We start from the raw sequence: 13,176 nt of genomic DNA on the forward strand, positions 1-13,176 counted from the left end.
AAACAAGAGCGTTAAACGCCTCTGCGCATGACCCCGAAAATCGGAGTCGATTTTCGGAAAGGATCATGCGCAAAATAAAAATTGGTACAGCGTCCTTTGCGCGTCCCAAATGACGCGCGGCGCTGTACTCAAGTTATCCGGGAGACGAGAATGAAGAAGATTGCTGCCATCGCCGCGCTGTCGGCATCGGCGCTTGGCCTGTCGGCAGGGGTATCCTTTGCCGACTACACGCTCAACATCCTGCACATTAACGACTGGCATAGCCGCATCGAGAGCAACAACAAGTACGAATCGACCTGCTCGGCCGAGGAGGAGACCAAGGGCGAATGCGTCGGCGGCGCCGGCCGCCTGGTCACCGCGATCGCGCAGGAGCGCAAGAAGCTGGAAGGCCAGAACGTGCTGCTGCTCAGCGCCGGCGACAATTTCCAGGGCTCGCTCTTCTACACGACCTACAAAGGCAAGACCGAAGGCGAATTCCTCAACCAGATGAAATTCGATGCCGAGGCTCTCGGCAACCATGAGTTCGACGATGGCGAGTCGGCGCTGGCGCCGTTTCTCGACATGATCGAGTTTCCGGTGCTCGGCGCCAATGTGAAGGCCAATGCGCAATCCAAGCTCGGCGACCGCGTCAAGCCGTCGATCGTGGTCGAGGTCGGCGGCCAGAAGATCGGCATCGTCGGCGCGGTCACCAACGACACGCCGGAGCTTGCCACCCCTGGCCCGAATATTGCCATCGAAGACGACGTCAAGTCGATCACCGCTGAGGTCGAGAAACTGAAGCGAGAGGGCGTCAACAAGATCATCGCGGTCACCCATATCGGCTACAAGCGCGAGCGCGACGTGATCGCCAAGATCCCGGGCGTCGACGTGGTGGTCGGCGGCCACAGCCATTCGCTGCTGTCCAACACCGACCCCAAGGCGGAAGGCCCATATCCGACGATGGTCGACAATCCGGACGGTTACAAAGTGCCGGTCGTGCAGGCGGCGTCCTATTCGAAATATCTCGGCGAATTCAAGGTCGTGTTCGACGACAACGGCGTCGTCAAGGAGGCAAGCGGCGATCCCATCCATCTCGACAAATCGATCACGCCCGACCCCGCCGTGCTTGCCCGCATCAAGGAACTCGGCGCGCCGATCGAGGCCTTGAAGAACAAGGAAGTCGCCGAGACCACCAAGGCGATCGACGGCAGTCGCGAAAACTGCCGCGCCCGCGAATGCGAGATGGGCAATCTGGTCTCCGACGCCGTCCTCGACCGGGTCAAGGGCCAAGGTGTCGAGATCGTCATCTCGAATGGCGGCGGCTTGCGCGCCTCCATCGACCAGGGCACCGTCACCATGGGCGAGGTTCTCACCGTCCTGCCGTTTCAGAATACTCTGGCGACCTTCCAGATCTCCGGCAAGGATTTGGTTGCCGGCCTCGAAAGCGGCCTCAGCCAGGTCGAGGACGGCGCCGGGCGCTTCCCGCAAGTTGCCGGCCTGAAATATGCGTTCGACAAATCGGCGCCGCCTAACGGACGCGTCAAATCGGTCGAGGTCATGGAAGGCGGCGCCTGGACGCCGATTAAGCCGGACAAGGATTACCTGGTCGCCACCAACAACTATGTCCGCCAGGGCGGCGACGGCTACAAGGTGTTCGCCGAGAAGGCCAAGAACGCCTATGATTACGGCCCGGGGCTGGAACAGGTCGTCGCCGACTACCTAGGCGCGCACCGGCCCTATACGCCGAAGCTCGACGGCCGCATCACCGAGATCGCCGCGACCGTAGCCCCGGCCGCAGAACCTGCCAACCCTGCCGAACCGCCAAAACCTGCCGAGGCTGCGCCGGCAAAGCCCGTTGAGCCGGCAATGCCCGAAATGCCGGCCGGCTCCGGCGACATTTCCAAGACGCCGCCGGCCGTCCCGGCTGAAACAGCGCCGGCACCCGCACCCGCCGAGCCGGCCCAGCCGGCGGCACCTGCGGCTCCGGCCACACCGGCTCCGGCGACCCCTGTTCCGGCTGAGCCGGCACCGGCCGAAAGCAGCCATGTGATCGTCGCCGGCGATACCTATTGGGATCTCGCGGTGAAGGCTTATGGCGACGGCACCAAATGGAAAATAATCTCCGATGCCAACAAAGCCTACGAGCCACGCCGCCTTCCGGTCGGCGCAACCTTGACGATCCCGGCGGCCTCGAAGTAATCCGGCCGCAGGAACGCAATGCACCCGCCCGGCAGACCGGGCGGGTGTTGCATTTCTGGAATAAGGTGCGGCCAGACGCAGCATTTGAAAACCAGCGCGGCATCGCTACTTTCGCCGCGGCACCGTTGGTTCGCGGTGTTGGAGAACCTCATGGCGCTTGCCAACCCTGCTGAAATCAAAGCCGAGAAGACTGCCGCCTCGCCGTCGGCAGGGCGCCCTCTGGTCAGGACCGGCAAGGTCGGTGTCATGCTGATCAATCTCGGCACCCCGGACGGCACCGGCTTCAAGCCGATGTGGCGCTACCTCCGGGAGTTCCTGTCCGATCCGCGCGTCATCGAGCTCAACAAGGCGATCTGGTATCCGATCCTCTACGGCGTGGTCCTCACCACCCGGCCGAAGAAATCAGGGGCCAACTATGCCAGGATATGGAACCGGGAGCGCAACGAGTCGCCGCTGCGAACCTACACCCGCGCCCAGGCCGAGAAGCTCGGGCTCGCGCTCGGCGAGCTACCCAATGTCGTCGTCGACTGGGCGATGCGCTACGGCAACCCTTCGACCGAGAGCGTGGCCGAGAGACTGGTCGAGCAAGGCTGCGACCGCATCCTGTCTTTCCCGCTCTATCCGCAATATTCGGCGACGACGACTGCGACTGCCAACGACCAGCTGTTTCGCGCCCTGATGAAGATGCGCCGCGCCCCGGCCATTCGCAGCGTGCCACCCTATTACAACGAGCCGGCCTATATCGAGGCGCTCACCCGTTCGATCGAAAAGCATCTGGCGAGCCTCGACTTCGAACCGGAAATTGTCATCGCTTCCTATCACGGCATTCCGAAACCCTATTCCGACAAGGGCGACCCCTACCACGCCCATTGCCTCGAGACGACCCGACTGCTGCGCGAAAAGCTCGGCTGGGATGAAAACAAGCTGATTACCACCTTCCAGTCGCGCTTCGGCGCGCAGGAGTGGCTGCAGCCCTACACCGACAAGACGGTCGAAAGACTAGGGCGCGAAGGCGTGAAATCGGTCGCCATCGTCAATCCAGGATTTTCCGTCGACTGCATCGAGACGCTGGACGAGATCGGCAGGGAAGCGTCCGAGACCTTCCATCATGCCGGCGGCGAAAAGTTCGCACACATCCCTTGCCTCAACGACAGTGCCGAGGGCATGGCGGTGATCGAGGCGATGGTGCGGCGCGAGCTGTCCGGCTGGGCCTGAACAGATCACCCGTCTATGCACCCGCAATCCGTGATCACCTGATTGTAACATTGCTGAAACACACTTAAGTGTTTGATGGGAATCGGTCGCGTGGAATATCCAACATGGCCGGCCTTTGAGGGGAGAGCCAAATGGGTTTCAGTGGTTTTGATATCGCGCTTCTTGTTCTTGTCGCCCTTGTCGTGCTGGTGCTTATCAAGGGCTTCCGAACAATTCCGCAAGGCTATAATTATACCGTCGAACGTTTTGGCCGTTACACCAAGACATTGAACCCAGGCCTCAACCTGATCGTGCCTTTCGTCGACCGTGTCGGCGCCAAGATGAACATGATGGAGCAGGTGCTCGACGTTCCGACGCAGGAGATCATCACCCGCGACAATGCCACCGTTGCCGTCGATGGCATCGCCTTCTATCAGGTGCTCAACGCGGCGCAGGCCGCCTACCAGGTCTCCGGCCTGCAGAATGCGATTCTCAATCTCACGATGACCAACATCCGCACCGTGATGGGCTCGATGGACCTCGACGAACTTTTGTCGAACCGCGACGCCATCAACGAGCGCCTGCTGCGCGTCGTTGACGAGGCGGCGCATCCCTGGGGCATCAAGATCACTCGTGTCGAGATCAAGGACATCAACCCGCCGGCCAATCTCGTCGAATCGATGGGCCGACAGATGATGGCCGAGCGCAATAAGCGCGCGCAGATCCTCGCCGCCGAAGGCCTCAAGCAATCGCAGATCCTGGAGGCCGAAGGGCGCAAGGAAGCCGCCTTCCGCGACGCCGAGGCGCGCGAGCGCTCGGCCGAGGCTGAAGCACGCGCCACGCAGGTGGTGTCGGAGGCGATTTCCAAAGGCGACGTGCAGGCGCTCAACTACTTCGTCGCGCTGAAATACACCGAAGCGCTGACCAAGATCGGCTCAGCGACAAATAGCAAGCTCGTGCTGATGCCGATGGAGGCCTCATCGCTGATCGGCACGCTCGGCGGTATTGGCGAAATCGCCAAGGAAGTTTTCCGAAGCGAAGGCACCGCCGGTGCCGCACGACAGGCTGCCCGCCCGCCGGTCGTTCGTCCGAGCGAAACCTGAGGCCACAGCCATGCTCGACCGCATTGTTTCCGAACTCGGCCCGTGGAGCTGGATGGTCCTCGGCTTCGTCCTGCTGGTAATGGAGGTCATCGCGCCGGGCATTTTCATGCTGTGGATCGGCATTGCCGCGCTGTTGATCGGCGTCGTCTCACTGCTCATCTGGGATGCCGGTTTCTGGACCTGGCAAGTCCAGGTCCTCGCCTTCCTCGCGCTGTCGCTGGTCTCGGCCTATGTCGGCAAGCGGCTGGTGGGCGGGCGCCATGATGAAACCGACCAGCCCCTGCTCAACCGTCGCGGCGCACAGATGGTCGGCCGGACGGCGACCCTTGCCGAGCCGATCAAGGACGGGCGCGGCCGCGTAAAGCTGGGCGACACGTTGTGGCGCGTCTCCGGCCCTGACCTGCCGGCCGGCACGCAAGTGCGCGTGACGGGCGCCGCTGATACCGACCTGGAACTGACGGTCGAGGCGGTCTAGAAGCCCGCTAGGCAGCACCGATGCGCAGCAGGTCGTGCAGATGGACGAGCCCGATCGGCCGCCTGCCTTCGACCACCATCAGGCTGGTGATAGCCGAGTCGTTGATCGTCTGCAGCGCCGTCGCAACAAGCGTGTCGGGCGCGGCCATTTTCGGCTCTCTGGTCATCACCTGATCGACGCTCATTGCCAGGAGATCGCTGCCGATATGGCGCCTGATGTCGCCATCGGTGATGATGCCGATCAGCTTGCCGTCCGCGGCAGTCACGGCCACGCAGCCAAACCCCTTGCGCGACAATTCGAGGATTGCCTCGCGCATGCCGGTACCTGACGATACCAGCGGCAGCCTGTCGCCGACATGCATGATCTCGCGGATCTGCGTCAGGTTGGCTCCGAGCTGGCCGCCGGGATGGAACGTGCGGAAATGGTCCGGGGTGAAGCCGCGTGCCTCGAGCAGCGCTATGGCCAGCGCATCGCCCATCACCATTTGCAGCAGCGTCGAGGTCGTCGGCGCAAGCCCGTGCGGACAGGCTTCCGGTGCTCGCGGCAGCAGAAGCACCACGTCGGCCGCGCGCGCCAGCGCCGATTTTTCGCCCGCGGTGACCGCGACCAGCGGGATCGAGAAGCGCCTCGAATAGGCGATGATGCCCTTGAGCTCGAGGCTTTCCCCCGACCACGACAGCGCGATGATGGCGTCGTTCCTGGCGATCATGCCGAGGTCGCCGTGATTGGCTTCGGCAGGGTGAACGAAGAAGGCCGGCGTGCCGGTCGAGGCGAGCGTTGCGGCGATCTTCGAGCCGATATGGCCGCTTTTGCCGACCCCGGTGACGATGACGCGGCCATCGATCTGCGACACCATGCCGACGGCTCGTGCGAACGGCTCGGCCAGCCCGTTTTCGAGAGCGTCTGCCAGTGCCGCGACGCCGGCCTGCTCCGTCGCCACGGTTCTCAGCGCCGAGGCAATCGCGGCCTGCCCGTCATGCCGCTTCCTGTCTGGGGATTTCACGTCCATGGACGATGCGATTAGCGCTTCGGCGCGCGCCTGTCCAACGGAATTGCCGTCCCGAACCTCCTGACGGGCCATGCCTCAACGCTCCGTTAACCATCCCCATTTACGGTTTCGTAAGTATGGCGCGCGTGCGCCGCGCAAGCAGTGGTGCCGATGTCCGGGTTTCAGCCTCAAAACAAAATGGGACGAAAGGGCAAGGCGGTCTGCGCTTTGCTGCTGGCAACCAGTGTCTTTGCGTTGTCGCGGCCGGCACTGCTTTGCGCCCAGGAAACCGAGCTGCGCGGCGAGGTTTCGGAATCGACAATCCTGGACGACCAGCAGTACAAGATCAGGCAATCGAGCATAGCCGGAACCCAAGCCGCGCAGGCTGCTGCAACCGCCAACGACAATACGCCGCTGCCTACCTATCGCCCGGCCAGCCAAGGGGCGTTGCCTGACGACGGCACGGGCGAGGCGGCCACAACCGGCGGCACTTTCGATCAACCAGCGGCCAGCGGCGACCCATTTCCCGACAACCCTGCTCCGCCCCCCCGACGGCGGCCAAGCGCGACGCAACGCGCCGCCAATGCGGCCAACGCCGAAGACGAGACCGCTGACAGCCAGAAGCGCAAGAGAACCGCGACTGCAGCCGCGGCGGCGACCGATGACACCGATACCGCCGCCATAGACGAGCAGGATACGGTCAACCGCCGTGCCGTCACCATCGATTCCGCCGAGAGGCTCAAGCTCGACCCCGGCGCCGAGCGCACCGAAGCCATCGAAGGCCAGGACAAGAAGAACGAGGACGACCCGTTCGCCGCCACCGGCATCAAGCTCGGCTCCTTCGTGATCCGGCCGACGCTCGAGCAAGGCCTGACGTCTTCGACAAACGCCGATTCGAGCAGCCTCGGCAAGCCGGCCTTGCTGTCGGAAACGACGCTGCGCTTCAACGCCGTCTCCGACTGGCGGGAGAATTCGGCGACGGTTGAGGGCTATGGCATCTTCCGCGAAACCTTGTCCGGCTATGACATTCACGAGGCGCAAGGCCGCGTCGACGGCACACTCAACATCGATCTCGACAATGATCTGCGCGCCATCGCCAAGCTGGGCTATGAGGCCTTGCCCGAATCGGCCTCGGCGCCGGACGCGGTCGTCGGCGCCGTTGGCCAGCCGGTGCGCCAGACCGTGAACGGCAGTCTCGCCGTCGAGAAGGATGCCGGCAAGATGCGCTTCGCGCTGACCGGCGCGGTCGAGCACGACATCTTTGGCGACGCCAAGCTTTCGTCGGGCGGATCGCTGTCGCAGAAGGGCCGCGACTCGACGCTCTACACGGCCATTTTGCGTACCGGTTACGAGATCTCGCCTGCCATCACCCCGTTCACCGAAATCGAGATCGGCCGGCGCGCTTATGATTTGCGCGTCGATCCAAACGGCTTCCAGCGCTCCTCGACCAGGCTTGGCGCACGGGCCGGCGTCGAGCTCGATCTCCGCGAGAAGCTTACCGGCGAGTTCTCGGTCGGCTGGCTGCGCGAAGCTATCGACGACGATGCCCTGCCGGCTATTTCGGGCGCGACGGTCAATGCCGATCTCAAATGGTCGCCGGAACGCGGCACCACGATCGGGCTCACCGCACAGACGACCGCCGAGAACACGACGAATGCGGGCGAAAGCGGCGACATGCTCTATTCCGGCAGCCTCACCGGCGAGCGGCAGATCCGCGCCAACCTGACCGGAAATGCCGCTCTCGGCCTTGAATGGCGCGACTATACCGGCTCCGACGATCATGATTTGACGCTGAGCGCCGAGGCTGGGCTGACGTGGTGGCTGAACCGCTACACCGGGCTCACCACCCGCGCCAGGACTGAAAAACTGACCAGCAACCTGGTTGGGCGCGACTACACGGCCAACAGTATCTTCGTCGGCTTGAAGTTGCAGCGCTAAATGCATGTCGCGCAAAAGTTTGCAGCGGTTTTGCGATAACGACTTGCGTAAAACAAGAACCTAAAGCGCGTCGCATGAGGCCGGTCGAACGCGGCGCGCTTTAGCCGATCAGCGCGGCAACCGGTGTTGAAACTACAAGGCTACGCCGCGGCGTTCTGACGGCGCGAGTTCGTCGAGAAGCGTGCGAATGACACCGGCCATGCTGGCATTCATGTCTCTGCGCCACAGTGCGAAGGCAACGTTGGCCTCGACGAAGCCTTCGGGCGAGCCGCAGTCGAACGTTCGCCCGCGGTAGTGGTAGCCGTAGAAGGGCTGTTGCTTCTGCAGCTTCAGCATTGCATCGGTGAGCTGGATCTCGTTGCCGGCGCCTTTTTCCTGACCTTCGAGTATCTTGAATATCTCCGGCTGCAGGATATAGCGCCCGTTGATGTAGAGGTTCGACGGCGCCGTGCCGGTCTTCGGCTTTTCCACCATGCCGGAGATGCGGAAACCGTGATGCGCGGCCTCGCCGCGGCCGACAATGCCGTATTTGTGCGCCTCGGCCGGATCGCATTCCTGCACGGCGACGATGTTGTTGCCGGTCTCGGCGTAAAGCTCGACCATGTCCTTCATGCAGCTTTTTTCCGACTGCATGATCATGTCGGGCAACAGCAGCGCAAAGGGCTCGTCGCCGACGAGCTCGCGCGCGCACCAGACGGCGTGACCAAGGCCGAGCGGTACCTGCTGGCGGGTGAAGCTGGTCTGCCCCGGCGCCGGCTGCAGCCGCTGCAGGCGGGCGAGCTGGTCGTCCTTGCCGCGCTGCGCAAGCGTGTCGTAGAGCTCGAATTGGACATCGAAGTGATCCTCGATGACCGTCTTGTTGCGGCCGGTCACAAAGATGAAATGCTCGATCCCGGCTTCGCGCGCCTCATCGACCACATACTGGATGACCGGCCTGTCGACGACCGTCAGCATTTCCTTGGGAATGGCCTTGGTGGCGGGGAGAAAGCGCGTGCCGAGACCGGCAACCGGGAACACTGCCTTGCGAACTCTCTTCATGTGCCAATTATCCATTTGCATGCCTGTTCGGCAATCCCGATTCGAGACATTTTCATGCCGAAATCGAGGATTACTGAACGGCGGGTCAGAAATCTCAGCTGGTAAAGCATTGACGCATCTTTTCACCCCGGACGGCACCTATGGTAAACCAAATGCTAACCGGGTTCGGCGATGAATAGTCTTCCTGAGATGAAGAAGGAGGAAAAGATGTCCGTTCGCAACGCCGCAAGGCGCTTCACCAGCGTCCTGACGGCCGCCAGCCTCTCGCTTGCCTTGCTCATGCCCAGCGGGTCGGCTTTTGCCGATGCCGGCTTCCGCCAATGGGTCGCCAGCTTCCGTGCTACCGCCGTGGCGAGCGGCGTTTCCGGCTCCGTCTACGACCAGGCATTCAAGGGCATCAACGATGCTGACCCGGTGGTGCTGGAAAAGGCCCGTACTCAACCCGAATTCACCGCACCCGCTTGGGATTATTTCGACAACCGCGTCCATGACCAGTCGGTCGCCGTCGGCCAGCAGATGGCAAGGAAATGGAAGCCTTGGCTGGACAGGATCGAGGCAAGATACGGCGTCGACCGCTACATCCTGCTGGCCATCTGGTCTATGGAATCTAATTACGGCGAAACCCTCAAGCGCGATGATATCATGCGCAATGTGGTGCGTTCGCTGGCGACGCTTGGTTATGCCGACCCGAAGCGAGCGAAATTTGCCCGCACCCAACTGATCGCGGCGCTGAAGATCCTGCAGACCGGCGACATCGACGAAAGCCATCTCAGCGGCTCATGGGCCGGCGCGATGGGCCATACCCAGTTCATCCCCACCAGCTACCAGTCCTATGCGGTCGATATGGACGGCAACGGCAAGCGCGACATCTGGAATTCGATTCCCGACGCTCTGGCGACAGCCGCCAATTTGCTGAGGAAGAACGGCTGGCAGGCAGGCAAGACCTGGGGTTATGAGGTCAGCCTTCCGGACGGCAAGAAGCTGCCCGGAGGCTCGAAGTCGCTGTCGCAATGGCAGGCGCTGGGCGTCACCCGTGCCAACGGCAAGCCGTTCAAGAACGGTGCGGACAAGGCGACTTTGAAGCTGCCCGGCGGCCGCGGCGGGCCAGCCTTCCTGATGATCAAGAATTTCTCCGTCATCAAGCGTTACAACAATGCCGACAAATATGCGCTCGCCGTGGGCCTTCTTGCCGACGAAATCGCCGGCTATGGCGGGCTTGTGCAGGACTGGAAGCGCCCGTTTACCAAGCTCTCCTTCGAGGAAAGGCAGGAGCTTCAGAAGCGACTTTCCGAGCACGGCTATTACGACGGCAAGTTCGACGGCAAGATCGGTGACGGATCGAAAACCGCCATCATGGCCTTCCAGGCAAAGGCTGGCTTGACCCAGGACGGGTATCCGAGCAAGGAAGTGCTCAAATGGCTCAGGCAGAACTAGAGCCGGTTGCGGGATGGAGAGGGTGATTGGTTTCGGCTGCGCGCATCCGGTTAATCGTTCGTCGCGTGCCGATCCTGGTTCTGGCGATCGCCGTTCTGGCAGTCGGCGCAGCCAGTGCCTTTCATACCTCGGCCATGGCGCAGGAGCCGGAAAGTCGTGGCTGGTCGCTGCGCGACCTGTTGTTTCCGCGCAGAAGCGAGCGGTTTGAGCAGCCGCCGCCCGAATTCCAGAGAGAATTCCAGAGAACAAAGCCCAGGCCCAAGCTGAGAAAGCCCCGGTCAGTTCGCCGGCCGCCGCCGGCCGAGCCGACAACCCCGGTGGCCGAGAAGGCGCCGGATGCACGCGTCGTTCTGGTGGTCGGCGATTTCATGGCGTCTGGGCTGGCTGAGGGGCTCGACGCCGCCTTTGCCGAGAACACCGGCGTCAGGATCGTCGTCCGTGCCAACGGATCGTCCGGCTTCGTGCGTGACGATGTCTACAACTGGCCAGGCCAGGTCAAGTCGCTGATCGCCGCCGAAAAACCGGCAGCCGTTGTCGTCATGCTCGGATCCAACGACCGGCAGCAGATGCGCGTCGGCGATGTGCGCGAGCAGCCGCGATCCGAAAACTGGACCAAGGAATACGAGCGCCGGACCGAAGCGTTCGGCAAGGCCATCGCAGCAACCAAGGTGCCGTATCTGTGGGTTGGCATGCCGGCCTTCCGGGTCTCGAAAATGACCTCCGACATGCTGGCCTTCAACGACATCTTCCGCTCGTCCGCCGAAAGCCACGGCGGCGAATTCGTCGACGTCTGGGACGGGTTCGTCGACGAGAACGGCGCCTTCATCACCAGCGGACCGGACATCAACGGCCAATCGGTGCGCCTGCGCTCCGACGACGGCATCAACATGTCGAAGGCCGGCAAGCGCAAGCTCGCCTTCTATACCGAAAAGCCGCTGATGAAGATCCTTGGGCTGGCCGCGCCGGGAAGCGTGGTGACAGCGTCTGCCCCGGCCGGCGCTCCCGTCGAGGCGCCGTCACCTGCTGCCGCACCGATAGCTGTCGATCGCACCGCGCCGATGCTGCTCAGCGATCCGGCGCTGGACGGCGGCTCGGAACTTCTCGGCGCCGCCCCGCCGGCAAAAGCTGACAAGAATTTGCCGGGCGAAAGGCTGATCGTCGAGGGCAAGGCGCCCGACGCCTCACCGGGCCGCGCCGATGACTTCTCCTGGCCGCCCAAGACACAACCTGCGACGGCGGCCGCATCCGATACGACGACGGCGATCCGCCAGTAAACAGAACCTCTTCGGAACTGGCTCAGCGCGGCAGCACGCTCGATCCCATCAGCGCCTCGTCGATGGCGCGCGCCGCCTGGCGGCCCTCGCGGATCGCCCAGACGACCAGCGACTGGCCGCGCCGCACGTCGCCCGCCGCATAGAGCCTTTCGACGCTGGTCCTGTAGTCCCGGTCATTGGCCTCGACATTCTTCGAACGGCGGCTGTCGGTGACGATCTTCATCTGCCCGTCGAGTTCCGAGACCGGCCCGCGAGCGGCTGGCCCGGCAAAGCCGATGGCGATGAACGCGAGATCGGCGCGGATGACGAATTCGGTGCCGGCGATTGGCTTGCGCTTTTCGTCGACCTCGCAGCATTTGACCCCGGTCAGCTGGCCGTCCTCGCCGATGAATTCAAGCGTCGCCACCTGGAATTCGCGCTCGGCGCCTTCGGCCTGCGACGATGACGTGCGCATCTTGGTCGCCCAGTAGGGCCAGACCGACAGCTTGTCTTCCTTTTCCGGCGGCTGCGGCCGGATGTCGAGCTGGGTGACGCGCACCGCGCCCTGGCGGAAGGCGGTGCCGACGCAGTCTGAGGCAGTGTCGCCGCCGCCGACGACGACGACATGCTGGCCGCCGGCGACGATCGGGCGCGACGGCCATGCCACCGACTGGATCGGCTCGCCGCCGATACGCTTGTTCTGCTGCACCAGATACGGCATGGCGTCGTGCACGCCGTCGAGATCGTCGCCCGGGATGTTGGCCGGGCGCGGCGTTTCGGAACCGCCGCAATAGAGCACGGCATCATATTCGGCGAGCAGTTCGGCGACCGGCTTGTCGACGCCGACATTGACGCCGCAATGGAAGCTGACACCTTCGCCCTGCATCTGCTCGATGCGCCGGTCGATATAATGCTTCTCGATCTTGAAATCGGGGATGCCGTAGCGCATCAGCCCGCCCGGCCGGCTCTCGCGCTCATAGACGTGAACGTCATGGCCTGCGCGGCCGAGTTGCTGGGCAGCCGCCATGCCTGCCGGCCCCGAGCCGATGATCGCGACGCGCTTGCCGGTCTTCCGTTCCGGCGGATAGGGCCGGATATGGCCGGTTTCATAGGCTTTGTCGGCAATCGCCTGCTCGATCGTCTTGATGGCGACCGGAATATCCTCGAGGTTCAGCGTGCAGGCTTCCTCGCAAGGTGCGGGGCAGATGCGGCCGGTAAATTCCGGAAAATTGTTGGTCGAATGCAGGTTGCGGATCGCGTTTTCCCAGTCGCCATTGTAGACGAGGTCGTTCCAGTCCGGGATCTGGTTGTGGATCGGGCAGCCGGTCGGTCCATGGCAATACGGAATGCCGCAATCCATGCACCGCGCGGCCTGTTTCTCGACCTCCTTGTCCGACATCGGCAGCGTGAACTCGCGGAAATGCCGGATGCGGTCGGAAGCCGGCTGGTACTTGTGCACCTGCCGGTCGATCTCGAGAAACCCTGTTACCTTGCCCATAGTCCAGTCCCTGCTGTCCGGAAGGCACGCCTGGCGACGCACCCGTTAACCTCATAAGGCAGCCGTGGCAACCTTCA

General features: G+C 63.1%; 10 protein-coding genes. 7 read left to right on the top strand and 3 right to left on the bottom strand.

Annotated elements, in window-relative coordinates; all coding sequences use genetic code 11:
• Window positions 1–150: 150 nt before the first annotated feature.
• The 4 genes from NKJ20_RS00970 to NKJ20_RS00985 all read left to right on the top strand — a co-directional run bounded on the left by NKJ20_RS00970 (window position 151) and on the right by NKJ20_RS00985 (window position 4,950).
• A complete protein-coding gene (locus NKJ20_RS00970) occupies window positions 151–2,178 on the top strand; it encodes a 5'-nucleotidase C-terminal domain-containing protein (RefSeq protein ID WP_352742064.1) in 2,028 nt (675 codons plus the stop codon).
• Between the two features lie 150 nt (window positions 2,179–2,328).
• Window positions 2,329–3,393, top strand: coding sequence for a ferrochelatase (hemH, locus tag NKJ20_RS00975; protein WP_352448222.1), 1,065 nt, complete (start codon window positions 2,329–2,331; stop codon window positions 3,391–3,393).
• A gap of 131 nt (window positions 3,394–3,524) precedes the next feature.
• Window positions 3,525–4,475 (top strand): SPFH domain-containing protein, encoded by a 951-nt coding sequence (locus NKJ20_RS00980; RefSeq protein WP_352448223.1) that lies wholly within the window; start codon window positions 3,525–3,527, stop codon window positions 4,473–4,475.
• A 10-nt stretch (window positions 4,476–4,485) separates the two neighbouring features.
• Window positions 4,486–4,950, top strand: a complete 465-nt coding sequence (locus NKJ20_RS00985) for an NfeD family protein (RefSeq protein WP_023675390.1) — start codon at window positions 4,486–4,488, stop codon at window positions 4,948–4,950.
• A 7-nt stretch (window positions 4,951–4,957) separates the two neighbouring features.
• On the opposite strand, the gene NKJ20_RS00990 is transcribed toward NKJ20_RS00985, so the two are convergent.
• The gene (locus NKJ20_RS00990) at window positions 4,958–5,959 is read right to left on the bottom strand and encodes a KpsF/GutQ family sugar-phosphate isomerase (RefSeq protein ID WP_023675389.1); all 1,002 of its coding nucleotides are present in this window, start codon (window positions 5,957–5,959) and stop codon (window positions 4,958–4,960) included.
• A gap of 177 nt (window positions 5,960–6,136) precedes the next feature.
• Here NKJ20_RS00990 and NKJ20_RS00995 point away from each other — a divergent pair, with 177 nt between their 5' ends.
• A complete protein-coding gene (locus tag NKJ20_RS00995) occupies window positions 6,137–7,876 on the top strand; it encodes an outer membrane beta-barrel protein (RefSeq protein ID WP_502894798.1) in 1,740 nt (579 codons plus the stop codon).
• Between the two features lie 132 nt (window positions 7,877–8,008).
• On the opposite strand, the gene galU is transcribed toward NKJ20_RS00995, so the two are convergent.
• A complete protein-coding gene (gene galU / locus NKJ20_RS01000) occupies window positions 8,009–8,914 on the bottom strand; it encodes a UTP--glucose-1-phosphate uridylyltransferase GalU (RefSeq protein ID WP_352742067.1) in 906 nt (301 codons plus the stop codon).
• Between the two features lie 207 nt (window positions 8,915–9,121).
• Between galU and NKJ20_RS01005 the strand changes: the two genes are divergently transcribed.
• A complete protein-coding gene (locus NKJ20_RS01005) occupies window positions 9,122–10,348 on the top strand; it encodes a lytic murein transglycosylase (RefSeq protein WP_352742068.1) in 1,227 nt (408 codons plus the stop codon).
• A gap of 26 nt (window positions 10,349–10,374) precedes the next feature.
• Entirely contained in the window at window positions 10,375–11,622 is a 1,248-nt protein-coding gene (locus tag NKJ20_RS01010) for an SGNH/GDSL hydrolase family protein (protein ID WP_352742070.1), read from the top strand.
• Between the two features lie 22 nt (window positions 11,623–11,644).
• On the opposite strand, the gene NKJ20_RS01015 is transcribed toward NKJ20_RS01010, so the two are convergent.
• On the bottom strand, window positions 11,645–13,099 hold the full coding sequence (locus NKJ20_RS01015) for a glutamate synthase subunit beta (protein WP_352448228.1): 1,455 nt from the start codon (window positions 13,097–13,099) through the stop codon (window positions 11,645–11,647).
• Between the last annotated feature and the right edge of the window lie 77 nt (window positions 13,100–13,176).

Source organism: Mesorhizobium sp. M0185 (assembly GCF_040322175.1).
Taxonomy (GTDB): Bacteria; Pseudomonadota; Alphaproteobacteria; order Rhizobiales; family Rhizobiaceae; genus Mesorhizobium.